Annotated in this window: 24 protein-coding genes; 9 read left to right on the top strand and 15 right to left on the bottom strand. The window is 52.1% G+C overall.

The window, feature by feature from the left end:
• Positions 1–20: 20 nt before the first annotated feature.
• Positions 21–1,070, bottom strand: coding sequence for a pseudouridine synthase (locus Q9J80_RS09790; protein ID WP_301672928.1), 1,050 nt, complete (start codon positions 1,068–1,070; stop codon positions 21–23).
• Between the two features lie 220 nt (positions 1,071–1,290).
• On the opposite strand from Q9J80_RS09790, the gene pdxH reads away from it, so the two are divergent.
• Positions 1,291–1,923, top strand: a complete 633-nt coding sequence (pdxH, locus tag Q9J80_RS09785) for a pyridoxamine 5'-phosphate oxidase (RefSeq protein WP_002219133.1) — start codon at positions 1,291–1,293, stop codon at positions 1,921–1,923.
• Between the two features lie 401 nt (positions 1,924–2,324).
• Here pdxH and Q9J80_RS09780 read toward each other — a convergent pair whose 3' ends face one another.
• From Q9J80_RS09780 to gatC, 7 genes are all read right to left on the bottom strand, one after another.
• Positions 2,325–2,678, bottom strand: coding sequence for a hypothetical protein (locus Q9J80_RS09780; protein WP_301672906.1), 354 nt, complete (start codon positions 2,676–2,678; stop codon positions 2,325–2,327).
• A gap of 13 nt (positions 2,679–2,691) precedes the next feature.
• Positions 2,692–3,210 carry a hypothetical protein gene (locus tag Q9J80_RS09775; RefSeq protein WP_301672907.1) on the bottom strand — a complete coding sequence of 173 codons (519 nt, stop codon included), beginning with the start codon at positions 3,208–3,210 and terminating at the stop codon, positions 2,692–2,694.
• Between the two features lie 29 nt (positions 3,211–3,239).
• Positions 3,240–4,250: a 2Fe-2S iron-sulfur cluster-binding protein gene (locus Q9J80_RS09770; protein WP_301672908.1), complete on the bottom strand. Its 1,011-nt coding sequence runs from the start codon at positions 4,248–4,250 to the stop codon at positions 3,240–3,242.
• 91 nt (positions 4,251–4,341) lie between these two features.
• Positions 4,342–5,772, bottom strand: coding sequence for an Asp-tRNA(Asn)/Glu-tRNA(Gln) amidotransferase subunit GatB (gatB, locus tag Q9J80_RS09765; RefSeq protein WP_301672909.1), 1,431 nt, complete (start codon positions 5,770–5,772; stop codon positions 4,342–4,344).
• A gap of 42 nt (positions 5,773–5,814) precedes the next feature.
• Positions 5,815–6,747, bottom strand: a complete 933-nt coding sequence (locus Q9J80_RS09760; RefSeq protein ID WP_301672910.1) for a VirK/YbjX family protein — start codon at positions 6,745–6,747, stop codon at positions 5,815–5,817.
• Positions 6,744–8,189: an Asp-tRNA(Asn)/Glu-tRNA(Gln) amidotransferase subunit GatA gene (gene gatA, locus Q9J80_RS09755; protein ID WP_301672911.1), complete on the bottom strand. Its 1,446-nt coding sequence runs from the start codon at positions 8,187–8,189 to the stop codon at positions 6,744–6,746. Before gatA ends, Q9J80_RS09760 begins: the two co-directional genes overlap by 4 nt.
• Before the next feature lie 62 nt (positions 8,190–8,251).
• Entirely contained in the window at positions 8,252–8,542 is a 291-nt protein-coding gene (gene gatC / locus Q9J80_RS09750; RefSeq protein ID WP_118814611.1) for an Asp-tRNA(Asn)/Glu-tRNA(Gln) amidotransferase subunit GatC, read from the bottom strand.
• Between the two features lie 149 nt (positions 8,543–8,691).
• On the opposite strand from gatC, the gene Q9J80_RS09745 reads away from it, so the two are divergent.
• Together Q9J80_RS09745 and Q9J80_RS09740 are read left to right on the top strand one after the other, a co-directional pair.
• A complete protein-coding gene (locus Q9J80_RS09745) occupies positions 8,692–9,345 on the top strand; it encodes a MarC family protein (protein WP_127203261.1) in 654 nt (217 codons plus the stop codon).
• Positions 9,346–9,349: 4 nt separating this feature from the next.
• Positions 9,350–10,693, top strand: coding sequence for an aldehyde dehydrogenase family protein (locus Q9J80_RS09740; protein WP_301672912.1), 1,344 nt, complete (start codon positions 9,350–9,352; stop codon positions 10,691–10,693).
• Positions 10,694–10,740: 47 nt separating this feature from the next.
• Here Q9J80_RS09740 and Q9J80_RS09735 read toward each other — a convergent pair whose 3' ends face one another.
• The 4 genes from Q9J80_RS09735 to Q9J80_RS09720 form a co-directional block, all read right to left on the bottom strand.
• Complete coding sequence (locus Q9J80_RS09735) at positions 10,741–11,169, bottom strand: DUF4124 domain-containing protein (protein ID WP_301672913.1); 429 nt, start codon at positions 11,167–11,169, stop codon at positions 10,741–10,743.
• Between the two features lie 355 nt (positions 11,170–11,524).
• Positions 11,525–12,781, bottom strand: coding sequence for an RsmB/NOP family class I SAM-dependent RNA methyltransferase (locus Q9J80_RS09730; RefSeq protein ID WP_301672929.1), 1,257 nt, complete (start codon positions 12,779–12,781; stop codon positions 11,525–11,527).
• A 34-nt stretch (positions 12,782–12,815) separates the two neighbouring features.
• Positions 12,816–13,673, bottom strand: coding sequence for a DUF1853 family protein (locus tag Q9J80_RS09725; RefSeq protein WP_301672930.1), 858 nt, complete (start codon positions 13,671–13,673; stop codon positions 12,816–12,818).
• 70 nt (positions 13,674–13,743) lie between these two features.
• Positions 13,744–14,562: an RNA methyltransferase gene (locus Q9J80_RS09720; RefSeq protein WP_301672914.1), complete on the bottom strand. Its 819-nt coding sequence runs from the start codon at positions 14,560–14,562 to the stop codon at positions 13,744–13,746.
• 63 nt (positions 14,563–14,625) lie between these two features.
• On the opposite strand from Q9J80_RS09720, the gene Q9J80_RS09715 reads away from it, so the two are divergent.
• The gene (locus Q9J80_RS09715) at positions 14,626–14,796 is read left to right on the top strand and encodes a hypothetical protein (protein ID WP_301672915.1); all 171 of its coding nucleotides are present in this window, start codon (positions 14,626–14,628) and stop codon (positions 14,794–14,796) included.
• 9 nt (positions 14,797–14,805) lie between these two features.
• Complete coding sequence (locus tag Q9J80_RS09710) at positions 14,806–15,591, top strand: inositol monophosphatase family protein (RefSeq protein ID WP_301672916.1); 786 nt, start codon at positions 14,806–14,808, stop codon at positions 15,589–15,591.
• Here the strand turns inward: Q9J80_RS09710 and Q9J80_RS09705 are convergent.
• A complete protein-coding gene (locus tag Q9J80_RS09705) occupies positions 15,588–15,752 on the bottom strand; it encodes a hypothetical protein (protein WP_301672917.1) in 165 nt (54 codons plus the stop codon). The genes Q9J80_RS09710 and Q9J80_RS09705 overlap by 4 nt on opposite strands.
• Positions 15,753–15,941: 189 nt before the next feature.
• Here Q9J80_RS09705 and Q9J80_RS09700 point away from each other — a divergent pair, with 189 nt between their 5' ends.
• From Q9J80_RS09700 to Q9J80_RS09685, 4 genes are all read left to right on the top strand, one after another.
• Positions 15,942–18,212 carry a TonB-dependent receptor gene (locus tag Q9J80_RS09700; RefSeq protein ID WP_301672918.1) on the top strand — a complete coding sequence of 757 codons (2,271 nt, stop codon included), beginning with the start codon at positions 15,942–15,944 and terminating at the stop codon, positions 18,210–18,212.
• A gap of 123 nt (positions 18,213–18,335) precedes the next feature.
• A complete protein-coding gene (locus Q9J80_RS09695) occupies positions 18,336–19,886 on the top strand; it encodes a YdgA family protein (protein ID WP_301672919.1) in 1,551 nt (516 codons plus the stop codon).
• A 63-nt stretch (positions 19,887–19,949) separates the two neighbouring features.
• The gene (locus Q9J80_RS09690; protein ID WP_167435375.1) at positions 19,950–20,315 is read left to right on the top strand and encodes a hypothetical protein; all 366 of its coding nucleotides are present in this window, start codon (positions 19,950–19,952) and stop codon (positions 20,313–20,315) included.
• 111 nt (positions 20,316–20,426) lie between these two features.
• The gene (locus Q9J80_RS09685) at positions 20,427–20,804 is read left to right on the top strand and encodes a hypothetical protein (protein ID WP_301817083.1); all 378 of its coding nucleotides are present in this window, start codon (positions 20,427–20,429) and stop codon (positions 20,802–20,804) included.
• Positions 20,805–21,244: 440 nt separating this feature from the next.
• On the opposite strand, the gene lpdA is transcribed toward Q9J80_RS09685, so the two are convergent.
• Both lpdA and aceF read right to left on the bottom strand, forming a co-directional pair.
• Positions 21,245–23,029: a dihydrolipoyl dehydrogenase gene (lpdA, locus tag Q9J80_RS09680; protein ID WP_301672921.1), complete on the bottom strand. Its 1,785-nt coding sequence runs from the start codon at positions 23,027–23,029 to the stop codon at positions 21,245–21,247.
• A 76-nt stretch (positions 23,030–23,105) separates the two neighbouring features.
• Positions 23,106–24,716 (bottom strand): dihydrolipoyllysine-residue acetyltransferase, encoded by a 1,611-nt coding sequence (gene aceF, locus Q9J80_RS09675; RefSeq protein ID WP_301672922.1) that lies wholly within the window; start codon positions 24,714–24,716, stop codon positions 23,106–23,108.
• Between the last annotated feature and the right edge of the window lie 15 nt (positions 24,717–24,731).

Raw genomic sequence — 24,731 nt, 5'->3', positions numbered from 1 at the left:
ATTTTTGTGTTTTGGCGGGTTTAGGCTTTTTTGCGGCGGTATTCGCCCGGCAGCAGCATTTCCGCCCATTTGAGGATGTTGGCGACTTCGGCGGGGTTGAGTTCGTAGAACTGTCCGCGTTTGAGGCGGTTGGGTAGTCCGATGGGGCCGAAGCCGACGCGTACGAGGCGGCTGACGGTGAGCCCTTGGCTTTCAAAAATGCGGCGCACTTCGCGGTTGCGGCCTTCTTTAATCACGACGTTGTACCATTTGTTCGCGCCTTCGCCGCCTTGTTCGCGGATGCGTTCGACTTTTGCCAAGCCGTCTTCGAGCATCACGCCTTCTTCGGTGAGGACGCGCATTTGTTCGCCGGTCAGCCCGCCCAGTACGCGCACGGCGTATTCGCGTTCAACTTCGAAGCTGGGGTGGGCGAACCGTTGGACGAGTTCGCCGGAGGTGGTGAGAATCAGAAGTCCGCTGGTGTTGATGTCCAAGCGTCCGATGGCGACCCAGCGGCTGCTGGCGGCCTGCGGCAGGCGGTCGAAGATACTGACCCTGCCTTGCGGGTCGTCGCGGGAAACGATTTCGCCTTCTTGTTTGTAATACAGGATGATGCGCGGCAGACGGTCCGCCCATTTGAGTTTGATGATGCTGCCTTTGACGGTAACGTGGTCGTCGGGGGTAACTTTATCGCCCAGTTGCGCGGTTTTGCCGTTGACCGTTACCCAGCCGTTGGTAATCCATTCTTCCATTTCGCGGCGCGAGCCTACGCCGGACGCGGCAAGCACTTTTTGCAGGCGTTCGGGTTCCATGCGCGACAGGTCGCTGCGGCGTTCTTTCAAATCGCGCGCGTGTTCCATAATTTTTTGGTTGGGATTGCGGACGACGAGTTTTTTGGCTTTGGCGGCACGCTGCTTGGGAGCGTTTTGTGGCTTGATGCCGTCTGAAGCTTTTTGTCCGTAAGCTTGGGCGGCGGTTTTGCGCGTTTCGCCTTTGGGACGGGCTTTGCTTTTGAAGGGTTTGGCGGTTTTCTTGGCAGACGGGGCTGCGCCGTCGCGCCATTGGCGTTTGCTGGTGGGCTGTTTGGACATCATTTTTCCTAACTCGCCTGATAAGGCGGTTCTTCTGCGGCGTGTGCGGCAGGACGGGTTGATAAAATGCCGTCCTCAGTCGGACGGTTCGATATTGTACCTTATGCGGCGTGTTTGTGGATGAAATCGTCGCTGTGGCTTTGGGGACAAAGTTTGTGCAACGGTTGAAATCGGTTTGCGTGCGGGAGTAGAATCTTTCAAATGACAAGAGGAGCGGTAAATGGATTTGCACAATATTCGGGAAGATTACAGCAAACGGGAATTGTCGGAAGGCGATTGCGCCGACAATCCGATCGAGCAGTTCGAGCGGTGGTTGGACGAGGCGGTACGCGCACAGGTCAACGAGCCGACGGCGGTCAATGTGGCGGCGGTTGACGGACGCGGCAGGCCTAACAGCCGTATGGTGCTGCTGAAGGAAGTTAATTCTGAAGGTTTTGTTTTCTTTACGAATTATCACAGCCGCAAGGGGCGTTCGCTGGATGCTCATCCATTTGCGGCGATGACGTTTTTTTGGCCGGAGCTGGAGCGTCAGGTGCGCGTGGAAGGGCGTGTTGAAAGGCTGGCTGAGAAGTTGTCGGACGAATATTTTGAGAGTCGCCCGTATCAGAGCCGTTTGGGTGCGTGGGCAAGTGCGCAGAGCGAGGTTATTCCGAACAAGGCAGTATTGGTGGCAAAGGCGGCGGCGGTTGGACTCAAACATCCTTTGCACGTGCCGCGTCCGCCGCATTGGGGCGGCTATATTGTGATTCCCGATTTGATTGAGTTTTGGCAGGGCAGGCCGAGCAGGCTGCACGACCGCATCCAATACCGTTTGCTGGATGGCGGCTGGATACGCGAGCGGCTGTCGCCTTGAACAGGAAAAAACATATGCCGTCTGAAAGCCGGAATTGGGTTTCAGACGGCATTTTTTCACGGGAAAACACGGACAGGAAGTTTTTTGTGTTCCGAACGGAAAGCCCGAATCCTCTTTTTGAGGTTATCTAAAACAAGATTTAATTCAGTCCTAAGCTTCTCATGATGAAAAATGTAAACATGGTTTTCTATAACTTATTCTATAACTTGGCCGGTATGGATGCCTGAGCTGATAGTAATGTCATTTTTAGCATACACGGCAAGTACGCGCAGGGTGGGCAACTTGTTACCCACGCAGTATTTTCAGACGGCCTGAAATAAAATTCCGTGAAGCCCAAACCGCGTATGCATGAATGCACACCCTACCATTTCACGATTAGTATGTTGCACAGGCTACGCAGACTAAATATTTATATTCTGCATACCAATTTTTTTTGCCAACCTAAAAAATAATTTGCAAGCTTCATTATTTAATGTTTCTATATACTCATCAATATCAATTACATTTGTAATATATGATGTATTTGCATGCTTGTTAAATTCTAAATTTACAATTTTAGTGCCATTGACTAATATTTCATATATATCTTCTTCTTCCGGAAGTAGAGATAAACAATAGGCACTTGTTGCTAAAAACTTCTTTTTTAAATCATCAATAAGAAATGTATTATTAAGCAAAATATCATTAAATTCATTTAATGACTGCTCAACTTCATTCTCTGTCCAAATTTTAGTTTTTTGATTACGTTGTTTCATTTTATTCTACTAATTATGTATTCAATAAACTCAAATCATCATTTGTTGGAATGGTAAGGTGATTTTCATTATTTCTAAATTCCCCATTAACATATTCTGAGAATGCACATGTTTTGCAGCAATAAACTAATCTATTAGTCTCGATTTCCTTCCATAAATCAAAACCATAGGTGCCATGGCAAATATTACATTCCATATCTGGTTCTTGAATAATAAATAAATTCTCTAAAAAATTTTGTAGCGATTGATAAATATATGAATTTTTTCTTTGCATGGAAATATCTATTTCCCGTTTAAGAGCTTTTAAATCGTAAAAACTAATTAGTGATTTTTTTATTGGATAATTAGGGATATCTAAAATTTCTATATTCATAAATTTAGAAATATTTGAATAGTGATCTAAAAATTCTTTCTCTAAACTAGGATAATCATGTAACCATTTAAGAATTAAAGTTGCGAGTAAGATATGATCTACATTATTACCTATACTCTCTATTTTTTCTTTTAAAGAAAGTATTATTTTTTTTTGCATAATTACTGCCCTTTCACTATACCGGGGAATTATGATGCGGACGGCGTGAATGCGTCGGAGAAAAATAAGTTTTCCGGCAGCTTATGCTGTTGCACAAACAGGTTTTTTGCTTGTTCGGTCATAGCCGGAGAGCCGCAGGCAAATACTTCGTATTCCGACAGGTCGGGATGGTCTTGTGCCGCGATGTCTTGTACGTGGCCTTTTCTTCCCTGCCAGCCCTCTCCGGGGCGGGACAATACGGGGGTGAAGCAGGCGTTTTTCAGACGGCATGCCAACCCTTGTGCTTCTTCGAGGGCATATAAATCATCTTGATGACGTGCGCCCCAGTAGAAATGGACGGCGCGGCTGCTGTTTTGGCGGATAAGGTCGAGCAGGATGCTGCGGATGGGGGCGTAGCCTGTGCCGGTTGCCAGCAGGATGACGGGCTTGCCACTGTCTTCCTGTAAGGTAAACGAACCGAGCGGGCCTTTAATGCGGACGATGCCTTTTTCTTTGACTTTGGGTTCGCTGCCGAAAATCATTTTCGAGCAGACACCGTTTTCGCGCCTGCGGATGTGCAGTTCCAAAATGCCTTCTTGGTCGGGTGAATTGGCGATGGAGTAGCTGCGGCTGACATTGCCCGGTAGCAGCAGGTCGATATATTGCCCGGCGTAAAAGGCAAACGGCGGGGCTTTGGGCAGGGCAAGTTTCAGGAGGGCGACATCGTGTTTGAAAATAATACTTTCGATGCGTGCGGGCAGGGTGCGGACGGGTAGGGCATCGGCTTTGTAGCCGGGGATGTTGATGCTGATATCGCTTTGCGCAGTGGTGCAGCACATCAAAATCTTGCCTTGCGCTTTTTCTGCTTCGGATAAAGCCTGTTCCGAGTGTCCGTCCATTTGAATATCGCCGCTGACCAGTTCGGCTTTGCATTGCCCGCATACGCCGCTTTTGCAGGAATGGGGCAGGTTGAGGTTTTGTCGGGCGGCGGCGGCTAAAACGGTTTCACCGTCGCTGGCGGCAAAGGTGGTTTGGTCGGGCAGGGTAACGGTGTGGTTCATGGAATATTGTTTTTTATGCTGTTTTAATGTGGTCAGACTGTGAAAATGCCGTCTGAACGTCGGATTTGGGTTTCAGACGGCATCTTGCTTATCAGGCAAGTTTGGCTTTGATCAGTTCTTGAACCTGCGCGGGATTCGCTTTACCTTTGCTGGCTTTCATCACTTGCCCCACAATCGCATTCAGAGCTTTTTCGTTGCCGGATTTAAACTGTTCCACGGCTTTGGCGTTGTTGGCCAGCACTTCGTCCACCATGGCTTCAACCGCGCCGGTATCGGTCATCTGTTGCAAACCGTGTTTTTCAATGATTTCGGCAATGGTGGCTTCGGGTTCTGCCCACATGGCTTCAAAGGCTTTTTTCGCTAACTTGCTGCTTAATGTGCCGTCGGCGATTTTGCCAATCAGCGCGGCGAGGCGCGGGGCGGTAATCGGGCTGTCGGCAAGTTCCATGCCTTCTTTGTTCAGCGTAGCGGCGAGTTCGCCGTTCATCCAGTTGGCAGTCAGCTTGCCTTGTCCGCTCTCTTTGGCGGCTTCTTCAAAATAGGCAGCCTGCACGCGGCTGGCGGTGAGCAGGCGTGCGTCGTAGTCGCTCACACCGTAGTCTGCTACGAAACGCGCTGCCATTTCTTTCGGCAGCTCGGGCATTTCTGCTTTGGCTTTTTGCATTTGGGCATCTGAAATGATGACGGGCAACAAATCCGGGTCGGGGAAGTAGCGGTAGTCGTGCGCGTCTTCTTTCAAGCGCATCACGCGGGTTTCGCCTTTTTCAGGGTCAAACAGCATGGTTGCCTGCTGTACTTTGCCGCCGTCTTCCAAAATCTCGATTTGCGCTTCCACTTCGTAATTAATCGCCTGCTCCAAGAAACGGAAGGAATTGAGGTTTTTAATCTCGCGGCGCGTGCCGAACTCTGCTTGGCCTTTCGGGCGAACGGATACGTTGGCATCGACGCGGAACGAACCTTCCGCCATATTGCCGTCGCAAATGTCCAGCCAGGTTACCAAGCTGTGCAAGGCCTTGGCGTAGGCAACGGCTTCGGCGGCGGAGCGCATTTCGGGTTCGGATACGACTTCCAACAGCGGCGTGCCGGCGCGGTTCAAATCGATACCGGTCGCGCCGTTCAAGCCTTCATGCACGGACTTGCCTGCGTCTTCTTCCATGTGCGCGCGGGTTACGTTGATGGTTTTCACATCGTCGCCGACTACGATTTCCAATTTGCCGTGTTCGACAATCGGTAAGTCCAACTGGCTGATTTGATAGCCTTTGGGCAAGTCGGGATAGAAGTAGTTTTTACGGTCGAACACGTTTTTCTGATTGATTTTCGCATCTAAAGCCAAACCCAATTTGATGGCTTTTTCAACGACTTCACGGTTCATTACCGGCAGTACGCCCGGCAGCGCGCATTCCACTACGCTGGCGTGCGCGTTGGGTTCTGCGCCGAATGCGGTCGATGCGCCGCTGAAGATTTTGGATTTGGTGTTCAATTGGACGTGGATTTCCAAGCCGATTACGGTTTCCCAGGTCATAAGAGGTTCTTTCTCTAAAATATCAATTCGATAGTCTTCGCGTCAGGCTGTCCGGCGGAGCGGTTTTTCCGTTTGGATGCCGTCTGAAATGCCGCGTGCTTCTGTTTTCAGACTGTCCTTCATCTCTGCAACCATGTTGTCCAGCATTTCATAACGCTTGCGGTACATCGAGCGTTTTTTGCTTTCGATGTCGGCAAGGTCTTTGCGGGCGGGGGTTTGGGGGAGATGCCAGTAGCCGTCCCGTTCCAAACTTGCGCCGTATTCCTGCCAGAATGCGTCGTAATTCATTTTGACGCGCTTTTTAAGTTTCCAGCGTAATTTGACTTGATGTTTTTGTGCAATGCCTATCGCGCCGTCTAATTTTAATGCGGCGGCGAAATATTGCAGCGCGGTTACCATCAGTTGTTGGGGACGCAAGCCGTGAAGTTGTTTGGTTATGCGGCGGACGGTGTCTTTGGCTTCTTCACCTGACGGCCCTTGTACGGAGGCTGTCAGCAGGTGTGTGCCGACAAAGGCGAAGGTCGCCATATACAGCCGGTTGCCTGCTTCATCGCGCAAAGATAAAGACCACGCGCCTTCTTCGACGCAGTTGTCGTTGCGGTTGAGCCACAAGCTGATGCCGTCTGAAAGGTGCGCCAAGACCAGATGGAAGCGGTAGTCTTCCATTTGGTGCAGAATGTCTGTGCCGAACAGTTTTTCCGCCATGAGAAAATCTGCCGTCATCGCATCTAAACGGCGTTTGCAGTTAAAACGCCTGTCAACAAATTCGCGCAGCAGCGGATAGGCATTTTGCGGGCAGTGGAGGAACAGCCCCTGACGGATAGGGGATGCGTTGACAAACTGCTCGAAGGCGTAAATTTCTTTTTTCCCGAAAAATTTTCGCAATGTGTATTTTAAATGTTGCAGCCGATATAAAGGCGCATAGCTGTAAACGGTGCGAAAATCGGGGAAGGTAAAGGTGCGGTTCTGCTTCATTCGGGTCGTTTGCCGTGCCAATCGCTGTTGAGTTGGATTTGATGCGCCGCACCGAGGATTTTGGCTTCGGAGAAATAGTTGCCGATAAGCTGAACGCCGACGGGCAGTCCGCCGCCGCTGAAACCTGCGGGCAGGGTCAATGCGGGCAGTCCGGCGAGGTTGACGGCGATGGTGTAGATATCGCTCAAGTAGGTTTCAACCGGCGAAGCATCCGCTCCGATTTTGGGTGCGGCGGAGGGTGCGGTCGGCGCGAGGATGAGGTCGCACCGTGCAAATGCCGTCTGAAAATCATCGGCAACGAGGCGGCGCAGTTTTTGGGCTTTGAGATAGTAGGCATCGTAGTAGCCGTGCGACAGTACATAAGTGCCGATCATGATGCGGCGTTTGACTTCGCTGCCAAAACCTTCGGCGCGGGTTTTGCCGTACATTTCTTCCAAATCGCTGAATTGGGCGGCACGGTGTCCGTAACGTACGCCGTCGTAACGTGAAAGGTTGGTACTGGCTTCTGCGGAGGCGAGGACATAGTAGGCCGGAATGGACAGCTTGGTTTGCGGCAGGGAAACTTCAATCAATTCCGCGCCTTGGGCTTTCAGCAAATCAATGGTGTTTTGCAATGCCGTCAGAACATCGGCGCTGTTGCCTTCGCCGAAATATTCTTTGGGCAGGCCGATTTTCAAACCTTTGAGCGGTTGGTTCAAATCGCGGGTGTAGTCTTCTTTTTCGCGCTCGAGGCTGGTGGAGTCTTTGGGGTCGAAACCTGCCATCGCGTTCAACAGAATCGCGCAGTCTTCGGCGGTTTGCGCCATCGGACCGGCTTGATCGAAGCTGGAGGCATAGGCAACCATACCGAAACGGGAAACCGTGCCGTATGTGGGTTTGATGCCGGTAATGCCGCAGTGCGATGCGGGTTGGCGGATAGAGCCGCCAGTATCCGAACCGAGCGCGGCAGGGGCGAGGCGCGCGGCAACGACGGCTGCCGAACCGCCGGAAGAGCCGCCGGGGACGTGTTCCGGATTCCACGGGTTTTTGGCCGCGCCGTAGAATGAGTTTTCATTGGTCGAACCCATAGCGAACTCGTCCATATTGGTGCGGCCGAGCGTTACCATACCTTCGTCAAGCAGGTTTTGGACGACGGTGGCGGTGTAGGGGGAGATGAAGTTGTCGAGCATTTTGGAAGCGCACGCGCTGCGCCAGCCGGTTTGGCAGAAAATGTCTTTGTAGGCGACGGGAACGCCGGTAAGTGCGGAGGCGTTGCCCTGCGCGATGCGTTCGTCGGCAGCACGGGCTTCTGCAAGGGTTTTTTCGGGGTTCAGCGTGATGTAGCCGTTGAGGGCGGGATTTTTTTCAGCGATGGCGGCGAGGTATTCGTTTGCCAGTTCGACGGCGGAAATCTGTTTGGACTGCAACAGGCTGCCTGCCTGTTTCAATGTGTATTGGGTCATAAATCTTCCATCCTTAAAGGGCTTCGGGCGGTATTGCTGATGCCGTCTGAAGCGTATTCGGATTATTCTTCGATAACTTGCGGTACGATGTACAGGCGGTTGCGTACTTCCGGCGCAACGGCTTGGTATTCGGCAGCGCGGTCGGTTTCGGTAACTTCGTCTTCGCGCAGGCGCAGGGCGGCCTCGTGCGGGTGCGCCATCGGTTCGATGCCGTCTGTGTTAATGGTTTGCATCTGTTCGACCATAGAGAAGATGTCGTTTAATTCTTGAAGCGATTTTTCTTTTTCTTCCGCAGTCAGGTGCAGTCGGGAGAGTCGGGCGATTTTGTCTACGTCGGCAAGTGTCAGTGCCATGAAAAGCATCCTTGTCTGATGGTAAAGATACCGTCGTTCGGGTATGATGGGGCGTATTGCTTGAATTTTTAATTATAACGGAAAAATCCGTTGCGGCGGCAATTTGCAGCATCGGATGCCTGCCGCACGGGTTTGAAGGAGGGGAAATAATGGGATTGGGTATGGAAATCGGCAAGCTGATTGTGGCTTTTTTGGTGCTGATCAATCCGTTTAGCGCGTTGTCGCTTTACCTTGACCTGACCAACGGGCACAGTACGAAGGAGCGCAGGAAGGTCGCACGGACGGCTGCCGTCGCCGTGTTTGCCGTGATTGCGGTATTTGCGCTGATCGGCGGTGCGCTGTTGAAGGTTTTGGGCATCAGCGTCGGTTCGTTTCAGGTCGGCGGCGGGATTTTGGTGCTGCTGATCGCCATTTCGATGATGAACGGCAACGACAATCCCGCTAAGCAGAATCTCGGCGCGCAGCCGGACACGGGGCAGGCGCGCCCCGCCCGCAATGCCGGGGCGATTGCCGTCGTGCCTATCGCCATACCGATCACCATCGGCCCGGGCGGTATTTCAACCGTGATTATTTACGCTTCGGCGGCTAAAACATACGGCGACATCGCGCTGATTATCGCGGCCGGTTTGGTGGTCAGTGCGATTTGTTATGCCATTTTAATCGTTGCCGGGAAAGTCAGCCGCCTGCTGGGCACGACGGGGCTGACGATTTTAAACCGCATTATGGGTATGATGCTAGCGGCGGTATCGGTGGAGATTATTGTGTCGGGACTGAAAACGATATTCCCGCAACTGGCAGGTTGATTCGATGTTTCACAGTGTCAATGTATTTACGGGCGAAACGCTTTACCGCCGCCCAGCTCAAGATTATGCGGAGTTTGAACGGCGGCTGGCGGATTTGAAAATGCGCGGCAGGGCGTTCGCGCAATTGGGCGTAACCGATCGTGCCGCACGTCTGCAAAAATTTGCCGGCCGTTTGGAGGCGGAGAAAGAGCGTTTTGCGGAAATGGTGTGTGAGGAAGTCGGCCGCTGCCTGCACGAATGCCGCGCCGAAATCGGCAAGTCTATCGAACTGATACGCTATTACGCCCGCCTCGCCCCCGAATTGCTCGCCCACAAAACCATTGCGACGCAGGCGAGTTTGAGTCAGGTGCGCTTCGAGCCTTTGGGCGTGGTGTTTGCCGTCATGCCTTGGAACTATCCCGTCTGGCAGGTTTTGCGTTTCGCCGTTCCCTCCATGTGCGCGGGCAACGCGTGCGCCGTCAAACCCGCACCCAGCGTGGCACGCGTCAGTCAGGCGTTGTTCGATTTGGCTTCAGACGGCATTCCTTTGGCAGGCGCGTGGCTGGATGAGGTGGACACGCTCAAGGCAGTCGAAGATACCGATGCGATGGCGTTTACCGGCTCGACGCATACGGGGCGCATCCTTGCGGCACACGCGGGCGCAAACCTCAAAAAAACCGTGTTGGAACTCGGCGGCAGCAATGCCTTTATCGTGATGCCCGATGCCGATTTGGAACGCGCCGCCGCAGAAGCCTGCTATTCCCGTTTCCGCGATGCGGGGCAATCGTGCAACGCCGCCAAACGCATCATCGTAACTGAAGCAGCAGCCGACCGCTTTATTCCGCTGTTTCTTGCCGAATGCGCCAAATTGAAAATGGGCGACCCGAAACATCCCGATACCACGCTTGCACCGCTGCACCGCGAAGATTTGCGGAACCGGGTTCACGGGCAGGTTGAAGACGCCGTTTCAAACGGCGCGGTATGCCTGACCGGGGGCAAAGTTCCACAAGGGCAGGGATGGTTCTACCCCGCGACTGTTTTGGACAGGGTAAATCCTGCCTGCCGCGTTTGGAGAGAAGAAGTATTCGGTCCCGTCGCCCTGATTTTGCGTGCGGCAAACGAAGAACATGCCATCGCACTTGCCAATGATTCCCCGTTCGGACTCGGTGCCTGCATTTATACCGCCGATACTGAACGCGCCTGGCGGTTTGCCGAAAAAATACAGGCGGGTTCGGTGTTTATCAACCGCCATACCAGCAGCGATTTGCGCCTGCCTTTCGGCGGAGTCAAAGATTCCGGTTACGGGCGCGAATTGTCCGAATTCGGGCTGTACGAGTTCGTCAACGTCAAAACCTACTGGCAGAAATGACAAACCCCGTGCCGCTTCAGACGGCATGGGGTTTGCGCTAGAGCCGATTAACGGCAGTATTTGTTTACGGCGTTATTGTATTTACGGATCAAATCATCCTTGTTTTTCGCATTTGAGTTTCCCACCGCCTTCAGGTTCATTTTGGAAATCCGGCAGTTTTCTTCTTTGTTCTGCCGTTCGGTTTCGGCAATTCTTTTCTTTTCTTCCTCAAGCTGCCCGTTTTTCTCGGCAATATCCTTTTCGTTTTCCTTCGCACTGCCCGCATTTTGATCGACGGCAGGTTTGGGCTTGACCGCAGGTTTGGTTTGGCGTGTCCTCAGGTTGAGGATTTGGCTCTGGTCGGGATGAAGCTGTTTCGGTACATCCGAATAGCTGTTGCCGCCGCCGTCCTTCCAAGTAAAGACGGCGGCTTCGGCAGGCGGTATGAGCAGGAAAGAGGCGAGGGTAAATATGATGACGGATAAAGAAAAGTTCATTAGGGTTTCCTTAATGGTTGGCTGCCGAGGCGGCATCAGGATTGGCTCGGGCGGTGTTTTTCCGGGTTCGGGTCAAAGTGGGGAAGAAACTCCGCCTTATATGGTGCTTTATATATTGGAGTAAAACAGATTCCCAAAAATATCATTGGAATATGCTTATGCTACCGTATATTTCGGCAAAGAAAAAGAAAATTGCAGGATAGTGCGCATAGGAATCGTTTTGAGTAGCGTGTGATTCTGTCTTTAACGTTGAATCGGTCGGATGTAAGTTGTCTGAGGTATTTGGTATTTTAATTTACGGGATGCCGTCTGAACGCTTTGAAAAGGGTTCAGACGGCATTTTGTTCAAACCGGTTTATTTGCGTTGCAATACGGCGGCGAAGAAGCCGTCGGTTTGGTGTCTTGCCGAATCGAGGCGCAGGTATTTTCCGGTATCCAAATCGATTTTCAGGCTTTGCAGCAGCTCGGCGCAGTTGACGGGTTCAAATTCGGGATGTTCGGACAGGAAGCGTTCGACTTGCAGCTCGTTTTCTTCCGGCAACACGCTGCAGGTGGCGTACACCAAGCGTCCTTGCGGTTTGACCAGTTTGGATGCGGCGTCGAGGATGCTGTGTTGCTGTTCCAAAAGGTTGGCCACGGTCTCGGCGGATTGGCGGTATTTGAGGTCGGGGTTGCGGCGTAAAGTACCCAGACCGGAGCAGGGCGCATCGACCAACACGCGGTCGGCTTTGCCTGCCAGTCTGGCGATACGGGTATCGTGTTCGCTGCTGATGCGTTCGGGGTGGATGTTGGTCAGTCCGGCGCGGGTCATACGCGGTTTGAGGTTGGCAAGGCGTTTTTCGGCGATGTCGAAGGCGTAGATTCTGCCTTTGTTGGCCATTTGTGCGCTGACAGCCAAGGTTTTACCGCCTGCGCCGGCACAGAAATCGACAATGATTTCGCCGCGTTTTGCGCCCACCAATAAGGCAAGCAGCTGGCTGCCTTCGTCTTGAACTTCCAGTGTGCCGTCTAAAAACAGTTCGTGTTTGTTAAGCGCGATTTTGTTTTTCAGGCGGATGCCCCAAGGCGAATAAGGCGTTGCCTCCGCATTGGGGCTTTCGGCTTGCAACAGCGGCAGCACTTTATCGCGTTTGCCTTTCAAAGTATTGACGCGGATGTCGAGCGGGGCAGGCTGGTTGATGCTGCGGCCGAAGGCGAGGATTTCTTCTTCGTTCCAATGCTGTTGCAGTTGTTCCACCAGCCATTGCGGCAATTCGGCGGCGGTATTCAGGCCGTCTGAAAACTCGGTTTTACGGGCTTTCAAATTGCCGAGAAACTCTGTTTCTTCTTCATCAAGCAGGTCTTTGATTTGGCTGATGTTGGTGCTTCTGCCGAGAACCAGTGCGGCGAGCGCGGCTTTGCGCGGCTGCGTGTGAGGGCGGCGCAGGGCAGTGCTGATTTTTTGATAGTGGCGCAGCGCGGCAAAGGCGGTTTCGGCGATTTCGTGGCGATCCTGCCTACCTAGCTTTTTGTGTTCGCGGAAATAGGCGGAGAGGACGGCATCGGCAGGCTGTTTGAAAGTCAGCATTTCAGCCAAAACTTTGGCGGTATGGTCGAGTTGTGCGGCGTTCATCATTAATGGGTTCTCTTAAAGTTGGTAAAGGGTTTCAGACGGCCTTCATAATGCGTTCGATTTCGTGCCAAAAGCCGTCCGGCCGACATTCCAAAACGGCAATCAAGCCTTGGTCGATGCGGCGGATTTCGGCTGCGTTCAATGTTTCGGTTTCGGCGACACGCGCAGGTGCAAGATAGGCCATGCGGTCGAGCAGGTGGTAGCGCGCTTCTTGGCGTTCAAACCCGTATTCCGCCCAATCTTGAATATAGATGCCGCGCCAGCCGTATGGATTAAGCGGCGGCTCAAAAGCATGGAAACCTTGTGGAAAAAATCCAATGCCGCGCACGATGGAAACGGGTTTTACGTCAAGCGGCAAACCGTGCTGCCGCAAGGTCCGGATGCCGTCTGAAGTGTGCGGCAGACCGAGTTGGGCGGTCAATTTGGCGGCTTTCCCCAAAAGCGTGTCTTTGGGGTCGAATCCGCGCATCCCTTCGGGACTGCCCGTGCCGCCGCCGTAATATTTGCAGGTCAGTTCGATGTGGCAGGGCTTGCCGTTAAGTCTTGCCACAAAATCAGCCGCGCCTTGCGTATTGCCGTCTGAATCGGAAACCGTCAGGTTGTGTGCGAGCAGTTTGGCGTGCGGCGCGTTGGCAAACCAAAAAGCCAGCAGTTCTTCGGCATAAATGCCGAGACGATGTCCGAACGGGGCGCGTTGGGCGAGGTAATCCGTCAGCTGCGTGGGATCGGCATCCAATGCCAAAAGGTAACGGAAACCGTGTTCCCCCAATAGTTCGCGCACGCTCAATTCGCAGCCGCTTTGCCACAAAGGCGGCGCAGTCAGCAGCGAGGCTAAATCCCGCACGGCAGGGTCGGTCAGTTTCCACCACAGGGCATCGAGGGCGTAGTTCATGGTTTTCCTGTTTCTGTATTCTGATTTTTCCTGAAATGCCGTCTGAAAAGCGGATTCAGACGGCATGTGCTTAGGATTGCCCGTCCTTCAGATGCTGTTGCAGCGTATTGAAGAAGCCGCGCAGGATGTCGATGTCCTCCGTTTGCGTGTTGGCACGACCGAACAGGCTCTGCATACGGCGCATCAGACGCTCGCCGTTGCGGCGGTTGAAAAAGCCGATGCTGTCCATCACGCTTTCCATATGGGCGACCATACCTTTGATTTGTTCGTGGGTGGCGGCGTGGTCTTCCTGTTGCAGGTGGGTCATGGGCATATCGGTCTGGCTGAAGATTTCGTAGCACACGACCTGCACGGCTTGGGCAAGGTTGAGCGAGAAATAATCAGGGTTGCCGTTGATGGTCATCAGTCGGTTGCACGCCCGGACTTCTTCGATGCTCAAGCCGAAAGTTTCGTTGCCGAACACGAGTGCGGTCTGTTCGCCGCGTTGCGCCGCCTGCAACAGCTCGGGAACGAGTGCGCGCGGGGTTTGCAACGGGGCGGTGATTTCGCGGCGGCGGCTGGTGAGGGCGCAGGCGATGGTGGTGTCGGCAAGGGCTTCGTCCAGCGTGGCGACGATTTCGGCGTTGTGCAATACGTCAGCCGCTCCCGAAGCGAGGATGAAACTTTCTTCAGGCAGTGCAAAACTTTGCACGTCATCGGGATTGAAAACGGGCGGATTTTCCGTCATCGGCGTTGCCATCAGATTGGGGGCGACGATGGTCAGCCTGTGCAGGCCCATCGTTTTCATCGCGCGCGCGGCAGAGCCGATATTGGCGGGATGGCTGGTGCGCGTGAGGACGATGCGGATGTTGTCCAGATAAGCGGGCAGGGCGGGTTTGAGAGCAGTCATGTTCGGTTTTCGGTCGGAATGGAATAGGGTATAATGCGCCGTCTTTTTCGTTCGGACGGTCAAATGCCGTCTGAATTGTTCTTTAACAACGTCGGAAATTTAACGTTGCGCCTGAAGCAGACACGCGTCAGGTGGTATTTTACCCGATTTGGCAGGGTTTACCCCAACCAAATAAACTCCGATTTTGCCGCTCCGAAGGACTGCGCGTCCGAACCGGCGGTATGCCACCCTTAAGGAAATCTGATGAATCCGTTTTTGAATACAGCCTTTAAAGCCGCCCGCCGTGCCGGTCAGATGATGATACGCGCCGCAGGCAACCTCGATGCCGTCAAAACCGACAGCAAAGCCTTCAACGATTTTGTTTCCGATGTTGACCGCAATTCCGAAATCATCCTGGTTGAGGCTTTGAAAGAAGCCTATCCGCACCACAAAATCACTTGCGAAGAAAGCGGCTCCCACGGCAAAGCCGCAGCCGAATACGAATGGATTATCGATCCGCTCGACGGCACGACCAATTTCCTCCACGGCCATCCCCAATACGCCATCTCTATGGCACTGCTGCACAAAGGCGTGTTGCAGGAAGCTTTGGTGTACGCCCCCGAACGCAACGACGTTTATATGGCTTCGCGCGGCAAAGGCGCGTTGCTCAACGACCGCCGCATCCGCGTTTCCAACCGCATCGAATTGAACCGCTGCCTAATCGGTACCGGCTTCCCCGTTGTCGATCAAAGCATGATGGACAAGTATCTGGCGATTCTGAAAGACTTTTTGGCAAAAACCGCCGGCGGCCGTCGTGAAGGTGCGGCTTCTTTGGATTTGTGCGCCGTAGCAACAGGACGTTTTGACGGTTTTTTCGAGTTCAACCTCAAACCGTGGGACATTGCCGCAGGCGCATTGATTGTTCAGGAAGCGGGCGGTATCGTAACCGATATGACGGGTGAAGACGGCTGGCTGGAAAGCGGCGATGTTGTCGCCGCCAATCCCAAAGTGCTGGCGCAAATGTTGCAAATCATTTCCGCACACGTTTAATCCGAGTCTTTCCCGAAGGAGGGGAAGAATAGAATGCCGTCTGAAATACCCGACCGTATTTCAGACGGCATTTTGCTTTGAAGCGGAACAATCTTTTGGTCGGATAGTGTCGGTTCGTTAACTTTTCCTTTATTGCCGCCTAAAGCGCGGAGTGACGGCACACCCTGCCGGTGTGGTATAAAGTACACACTTGAAAATAGAAATAAACCGATATTTGGTAGGCGGATAGATTAAGCGTATGGATTCGTTTTGTAATGGGTTTGATTATCAAATATAATGCGCGCACAAAATATCCTTTGGGTTTTATCTTTTCCAATTCAAATTTGAATAATCAATAAAGAGAGCGTTTCATGAACAAAAAACTTGCCTTAATGCCGTTATTAATTTTGAGCGCGTTTTCATCTGCCGCCGACAATGCCCCGCAGCAGGGCGAACTCGGACAGGTTCATGTCCGTGCCGATGCCAAGCGCGTCAAAGCCGCCCGTTCCTACTCCATCGCCAGCGACGGCGATTTGCGCGACCGCGTGAACTTGGGTTTGTTGGGTAAGGCCAACGCGTTTACCGCGCCGATTACCGTCGTCAACTACGACGAACAAGCCCTCAACAACACCGAAGCGCGTACTTTGGTGGATGCCGTAGCCAAAAAAGACGCTTCCGTTTGGCAGTTCGGCGGCGAAAGCAACACGCTGACCGGTCTGTATTTCAGAGGTTATCAGCTTGACTCGCGCCAATTCAGCGTCAACGGCTTGGCAGGGATGTACGGCACACAAGGTACGGCGAGCGTGCAAGTCGGCTCTGCGCAACTGATTAAAGGCGCGTCCACCGCCGTAAACGGTATGGACCCCGACGGCGCGGTATCCGGTTCCGTCAACATCGAAACCAAAAAAGCCGCCGACGAAGGCAACCGCAAAATCGGTTTGGGTTGGTTCAGCAACAACCGCGCCCAAGGTACGTTCGACTTGGGTCAACGCTTCGGCGAAAACAAAGAATTTGGCGTGCGCGCCAACGGCAAACTGCGCCACGGCGACACTCCGCGCCACGGTTACAGCGAGGACAACAAAGAATTTGCCTTGAATGCCGACTATCGCGGTGAAAAATTGCGCGTGGCGTTCGATTCCATCTACGCGAAACGCAAAACCAACGGCGGCCGTGCGCGTATTCAGGATATTCAAAATGCCAACGGCCGCTTGTTTGATGCGCCTGATGGCAAAACCAACCTGCTGCCTGCGTGGAACTGGCAAAACACCGTCGGTCAAACCAATATGCTGACCTTTGAATGGGATGCGTTTGACAATGCCCAAATTACCGGCGGCATCGGCTACAACAAGGCGCGCTATTACGGTACGTTGATTTCCCCGACCGTTTGCGGTACAAGCGGAGCAAGTAGCCAAACCGCTACCTGCACGGCTGCCAACCAATACCACACCGGCACGGCGCGCCTGACCGACCAATATTTCCGTACTTTGAGTATGAATCTGACCGCACGCGGCGAATTTGAAACCGGTCCGGTAACACATAACTGGAGTACGGCTTTCGACCGCATCATCCGCCAACGGAAAACCATAAACGGCAGCGGAAACGGCAACAGCAAGATAGAAGTGAAGGCAAACGAAAATATTGCGAATCAATTGGCATCGTTTACAGCCGACTATCCCAATTCTTGGGCGAAAACCGCCAACTTGGATGCCAATATCAAAGTCAACAGCTTGGCTTTGTCCGATACACTGGGTTTTGCCGGCAACAAATATCGCTTGACCTTGGGCGGTCGTTTCCAAGCAGTTGAATCCACCGACAAGAAAAAATCACAGAGCGCTGATGCCAAACGCTTCAGCCCGATGCTGATGGCGGCGTGGGTGCCGCAGCCCGATTTGGTCGTTTACGGCAACTATATGGAAGACCTTGAGCCTGCCAACATCAAAGACGACGGCACAGGCAACACCACGCTGGCTAAACCGAGCGTCAGCCGCCAGTTTGAAATCGGTGTACGCAAAAACTGGGGCGATTTTGTTACGACGTTGAACGCGTTCCAAATCAAACGCCCGGGATACTGGCGCGGTCAGACCGATAAGAAAGGCAACCTGACTTATGGCAACAATTCCGATTTCGCCCGCTATAAAGCGCAAGGCGGCGCGGACGGAGATGAACAAGGAATAGAACGCAATCGCGGTATCGAGTTCAACGCATACGCCAACCTGTTAAACAAAACCCTGCGTCCGACTTTGGGTTTGATGTATCTGCAATCGACTGTTAAAGACTACCCAAATTCACGCGATATGCTGGTTAACGGCGTACAAGTCGCCAATCCGCGCGTGATTGCCAAAGCAGGCGTGGAATGGGATACGCCGTTTGTCAAAGGTTTGACCTTGAACGGCAACGTTTCGTATTTCGGCAAGTCTTACCAAGATACGAAAAAACAATACGCCTTCCCGTCTTACACTTTGGTTGACGTAGGCGCGCGCTACAAAACCAAGCTCGGCAAAAATATGTTGACCGTCAGCAGCTCGGTAGAAAACCTATTCAACAAAAACTACTGGCAGGTACAGCGCGGACAATTTGACCGCAGCTTCGCCGTCGTCGGTATGCCGCGTACTTACTGGCTGAAGGCGGAATTGGATTTCTGATTTCTCCGCATCCGGAAAATGCCGTCCGAACAGGTTTCAGACGGCATTTCTTTTAAAGAAATATGGCGGGATACGCTTAAATAATGCTATTCTAGCGTCTTTGAAACCTGCTTGTTTGAAGTGATGAAAAAACCTTTGATTTCAGTTGCGGCAGCATTACTCGGCGTTGCTTTGGGTACACCTTATTATTTGGGTGTCAAAGCCGAAGAAAGCCTGACGCAGCAGCAAAAAATATTGCAGGAAACGGGCTTCTTGACCGTCGAATCGCACCAATATGACCGCGGCTGGTTTACCTCTACGGAAACGACGGTCATCCGTCTGAAACCCGAGTTGCTGCATAATGCGCAGAAATACCTACCGGATAACCTGAGAACAGTGTTGGAACAGCCGGTTACGCTGGTAAACCATATCACGCACGGCCCTTTTGCCGGCGGATTCGGCACTCAGGCGCACATTGAAACCGAGTTCAAATACGCGCCTGAAACGGAAAAAGTTCTGGAACGCTTTTTTGGGAAACAAGCTCCGGTTTCCCTTGCCAATACCGTTTATTTTAACGGCAGCGGCAAGATGGAAGTCGGCGTTCCCGCCTTCGATTATGAAGAACTGTCGGGCATCAGGCTGCACTGGGAAGGTCTGACGGGGAAAACGGTTTACCAAAAAGGTTTCAAAAGCTACCGCAACAGCTATGATGCGCCCTTGTTCAAAATCAAGCTGGCAGACAAAGGCGATGCCGCGTTTGAAAAAGTGCATTTCGATTCGGAAACTTCAGACGGCATCAATCCGCTTGCTTTGGGCAGCAGCAATCTGACCTTGGAAAAATTTTCCTTAGAATGGAAAGAGGGTGTCGATTACAACGTCAAATTGAACGAACTGGTCAATCTTGTTACCGATTTGCAGATTGGCGCGTTTATCAATCCCAACGGCAGCATCGCACCTTCCAAAATCGAAGTCGGCAAACTGGCTTTTTCAACCAAGACCGGGGAATCAGGCTCATTTATCAACAGTGAAGGGCAGTTCCGTTTTGACACGCTGGTTTACGGCGATGAAAAATATGGCCCGCTGGATATCCATATCGCCGCCGAACATCTCGATGCTTCTGCCTTAACCGTATTGAAACGCAAGTTTGCACAAATTTCCGCCAAAAAAATGACCGAGGAGCAAATCCGCAATGATTTGATTGCCGCCGTCAAAGGCGAGGCTTCCGGATTATTTACCCATAACCCGGTACTCGACATCAAAACGTTCCGTTTCACGCTGCCGTCGGGAAAAATCGATGTGGGCGGGAAAATTATGTTTAAAGATCTGAAGAAGGAAGACTTGAACCAATTGGGGGCGATGCTGAAGAAAACCGAGGCGGACATCAGAATGAGCGTGCCTCAAAAAATGCTGGAAGACTTGGCGGTCAGTCAGGCAGGTAATATTTTCAGCGTCAATGCCGAAGATGAGGCGGAAGGCAGGGCAAGTCTTGACGACATCAACGAGACCTTGCGCCTGATGGTGGACAGTACGGTTCAGAGTATGGCAAGGGAAAAATATCTGACTTTGAACGGCGACCAGATTGATACTGCCATTTCTCTGAAAAACAATCAGTTGAAACTGAACGGTAAAACGTTGCAAAACGAACCTGATCCTGATTTTGACGAGGGAGATATGGTTTCCGGCCAACCGCATTAATGCCGTTTATGCCAAATGCCGTCTGAAATGTTCAGACGGCATTTTTGTCGGTCTTAAAATAGGATGGATTTTCATGTTTCAAAGACACTTGCTAAAAACAACAAATTCACCTTGAATGAATTGGCGCAAGATTTGCACGGCAAGTTGAAAGAGCAACCGCAAATCGATTTCGTGAACGGTACAGAAACCAATAACGAAGATAGTGTGTTGCAACTCAAATTTGATATTGTGCTGCACATCATCAACGTGTTGAAAGCCGAACGTGATGCGGCAGTTGTCCGTGAACAAGCACGTAGCGAAGTAGAACGCCTCAAACAACTGTTGCAAGATGCGGAAAACCGTGACCTGTCCAACAAATCAGTGGAAGACTTGCGAGCCATGTTGGCTGCAGCACAAGCAAAACTGGCGGCACAAGCAACGCCGAATTAATTAATAATGAAAGTCCTGCATTAAGCAGGACTTTTTGTTTTTGAAAATCGTGCACAGGACAACCAATGTGCTAATATAGCCACATGAATTGATTGAACAGGAGTGCTTGAAATGAAAAAATTATTGATGGTTTGCGCATTGGTTGTTTTGACTGGTTGCTCTGCTTTGAATACTGGCTCAACCACTGTAAAACGCAGTGGCTCTCGCTATACGGCAGAGGAAATCCGCACCTACTTGTACAAAATACAAAATGATTTTCCGGGCTGTCCTTTTATCTTTGAAGGGCGTTTGGAAGAACGTTATGGGGCTTGTCGAGTTTGGTGGAACACTCGTGAAGAGACAGCGCGACTTCAAGCCTATCGTGAAGGTCGTATTACGCAATTGGAATACTGCACTGATGTATGGTACAAAAATGGCGGTAGGGATGTCGGTGGAGATTGCCCCGATTCTGTTCGACCGAAAGACCGAATTTTCATCAGAAGATATTAAAGGAAACCCCAGCAAATGCTGGGGTTTTAGTTTGCCTTATTTATTCGGCGTTACCGGTGGTGTTGATTGTATCGGTGTAGGCGATTGTACCGATGACGGACTAAATTGATTGTCTCCAATCCAATATCAGGACACGCTTCTAATGTTTAGATATGGAACCCAGACGGGGTAAGGGAACTATTGAAATCCGGTTGAAATCTGTGATTGGAAAGCATGGAGGAAAAATAAAAGGCTGTATTTTAATATGGTGTCGATAGGCATGCTTAGCTTCAAGATATTCAATAAGATAGGTTTTTGCCTAACCGGAAAATAATCGTCTTTTCCCTTGCAACCAGTTAAAATTGACAGATGGTTAAAACACAGCCAAATAAAAATGCCGTCTGAACATTTCAGACGGCATTTGCTCAAATAAACCTTATCGGCTGTTTATTCAGTCGGATTTATTTTTTCTTTTGCGGAGGCAGGTCGGTACAAGTACCCAATGCCACTTCCGCCGCCATACCGATGGATTCGCCCAAGGTCGGGTGCGGGTGGATGGTTTTGCCGATGTCTGCCGCATCGCAGCCCATTTCGATGGCAAGGCAGACTTCGCCGATCATGTCGCCACCGTTCGGCCCGACAATGCCGCCGCCGATGATGCGGCCGGTTTCGGCATCGAAAATCAGCTTGGTAAAACCGTTGTCGCAACCGTTGGCAATCGCACGACCAGAAGCCGCCCACGGGAAGTTGGCTTTGGTGATTTTGCGGCCGGAAGCTTTGGCAGACAATTCGGTTTCACCAACCCATGCCACTTCAGGAGAAGTGTAGGCAACACCCGGAATGACGCGCGCGTCGAAGTAGGCTTTGTGGCCGGCGCAGTTTTCGGCAGCAACGTGGCCTTCGTGAACGGCTTTGTGCGCCAACATCGGTTGACCGACGATATCGCCGATGGCGTAGATGTGCGGCACATTGGTACGCATTTGTTTGTCCACTTCGATGAAGCCGCGATCGGTTACGGCAACGCCTGCTTTTTCCGCGCTGATGAGTTTGCCGTTAGGCGCACGGCCTGCCGCGACCAGTACGGCATCGTAACGTTGTGGCTCTTTAGGCGCATTTGCACCTTCAAAGGTAACGTAAACACCGTCTTCTTTAGGCTCAACAGCAACAGTTTTGGTGTTGATCATGATGTTGTCAAAACGGTATTCGTTTTGTTTTTGCCATACTTTAACCAAGTCGCGGTCTGCGCCTTGCATCAGGCCGTCCATCATTTCAACCACATCCAGGCGAGAACCCAGCGTGCTGTAAACCGTACCCATTTCGAGACCGATAATACCGCCGCCGATAATCAACAGTTTGCCCGGTACTTCTTTCAGAGCCAATGCGCCGCTGGAGTCGAAAATTCGAGGATCTTCAGGAATGAAAGGCAATTTGGTTACGCGGCTGCCTGCTGCAATGATACAGTTTTTAAAGGCAACGATTTTTTTCTCACCGGTAGGAGTCGCTTGTTCGTACACTTCGCTGGTCGTCAGAGAAACTTCCAAGTGGTGCGGATCTAAGAATTGGCCGTCGCCTTGGATAACGTCCACTTTACGGCTTTTCGCCATACCTGCCAAACCGCCCGTGAGGCGGGAAACTACGCCGTCTTTGTAGGCGCGCAGCATATCGATGTCGAGTTCAGGCTCGGGGTATTTGATGCCGTTTGCAGCCAAGTGGCGCACTTCGTCGATAACGGCAGCATTGTGCAACAGGGCTTTGGAAGGGATACAGCCGACGTTCAGGCAAACGCCGCCCAAGGTTTTATAACGTTCGACGATGGCGACTTTCAAGCCTTCATCGGCAGCGGCAAATGCAGCGGAGTAACCGCCGGGGCCGCCGCCCAATACGACCACGTCGTACTCGGCATCGGCAGAACCGCCGAATTGCGCGGCTTGCGGAGCAGGAGCGGCAGCTTTAGGGGCTTCTTGCGCCGGGGCAGCAGCCGCTTCGGCTTTAGGGGCGACAGCCGTGCCTTCAGCTTCAACGACAACAATCAAACCGCCTTCGGAGATTTTGTCGCCGACTTTGACTTTCACTTCTTTGACCACGCCCGCAACTTCGGCAGGCACGTCCATAGTGGCTTTATCGGTTTCCAAAGTAATCAGGGTATCGTCCACAGCAATGGTGTCGCCTACATTTACTTCAACCGCAATAATATCTACATTTTCGTGACCGCCAATGTCGGGCACTTTCAATTCAACTAAGCTCATGTCTCATCTTTCTGAATGATGTTCAAACTTCCTTTTCAGACGGCACAGGCCGCTATGCCGTCTGAAGCCGATCGGGTTACAGGGTAATGCGGCGGAAGTCTTTCAACAGCTTCGCCAAGAATACGGTGAAGCGCATACCGGCCGCACCGTCGATGACGCGGTGGTCGAAGGACAGGCTCAACGGGCACATCAGGCGCGGGGCAAACTCTTTGCCGTTCCAAACCGGTTTGATTTGGGATTTGCACACGCCCAAGATGGCGACTTCGGGAGCGTTCACAATCGGCGTGAAACCTGTGCCGCCGATGCCGCCCAAGCTGGAAATGGTAAAGCACGCGCCTTGCATTTCTTGCGGTTTAAGCTTGCCTTCGCGGGCTTTTTTGGACAATTCGGTCAATTCTTGGCTAATTTGTTTCAAGCCTTTTTGATCTACGTCTTTGATCACTGGAACAACCAAGCCGTTTGGCGTGTCGGCTGCGAAACCGATGTTGAAGTAGTTTTTCAGCACCAGGTTGTCGCCATCCAGAGAAGCATTGAATTCAGGGAAGGCTTTCAGCGCAGCAACAGAGGCTTTGATGATGAACGCCAACGGAGACAGTTTCACGCCTTCGCGTTCCCATTCTTTGTTCAGCTGTTTGCGGAATTCTTCCAGTTCGGTCATGTCCGCTTCTTCGTGAACGGTAACGTGCGGGATGACTACCCAGTTGCGGGACAGGTTTTGACCGGAAATTTTCTTAATGCGGGACAACTCTTTAACTTCGACATTACCGAATTTAGAGAAGTCCACTTTCGGCCACGGCAGCAAGTCCAGACCGCCGCCCAAAGATGCGCCGGCAGCAGCAGGTTTCGCCGCACCGCCTTGCATCACAGATTTCACAAAGGCTTTAATGTCGTCGCCCATGATACGGCCTTTCAAGCCGGTACCTTTGACTTGACCCAAATCCACGCCCAATTCGCGCGCCAGTTTGCGTGCGGAAGGACCGGCGTGTGCTTTGGCGAAAGCGGCTTCATCGATTTTGGCAGCGGCAGGTGCAGAAGGTGCGGGCGCGGCGGCAGCAGCCGGAACCTGAGCGGCAGCCGGTGCAGGAGCGGCAGCTTGGGCGGCAGGAGCAGGAGCAGCTGCGGCGGAACCGGCGGTTTCTACTTCGATAATGGCAGAACCTTCAGATACTTTGTCGCCAACTTTTACAAATACGGCTTTAACCACACCGGCTTCTGTACATGGTACGTCCATAGTGGCTTTGTCAGTTTCCAAAGTAATCAGGGTGTCGTCAACGGCAACAGTGTCGCCAACTTTAATTTCAACGGCAATAACATCTACGTCAGAGTGGCCGCCGATATCAGGTACAACAACTTGTACGGTAGCACCACCGGCAGGAGCGGCTGCAGGCGCAGCAGCTGGAGCAGTGGGAGCTTCTGCAGCAGGAGCCGGAGCAGCATCAGCAGCGGCAGCATCGGTTTCAACGGTCAGAATCACGCCGCCTTCAGAGATTTTATCGCCAACTTTAACTTTAACTTCTTTCACGACGCCGGCTGCATCGGCAGGTACGTCCATAGTGGCTTTGTCGGTTTCCAATGTAATCAGGGTGTCGTCAACGGCAATAGTGTCGCCTACTTTGACTTCTACGGCGATGATGTCGACGTTTTCATGACCGCCGATATCAGGGACTTTGATTTCTACGATACTCATTTGAGTTCCTTTAAT

This window comes from Neisseria blantyrii (assembly GCF_962747855.1).
Taxonomy (GTDB): Bacteria; Pseudomonadota; Gammaproteobacteria; order Burkholderiales; family Neisseriaceae; genus Neisseria; species Neisseria viridiae.
Note: the sequence above shows the minus strand (reverse complement) of the source record. Positions and strands in the feature narration are given on the sequence as shown.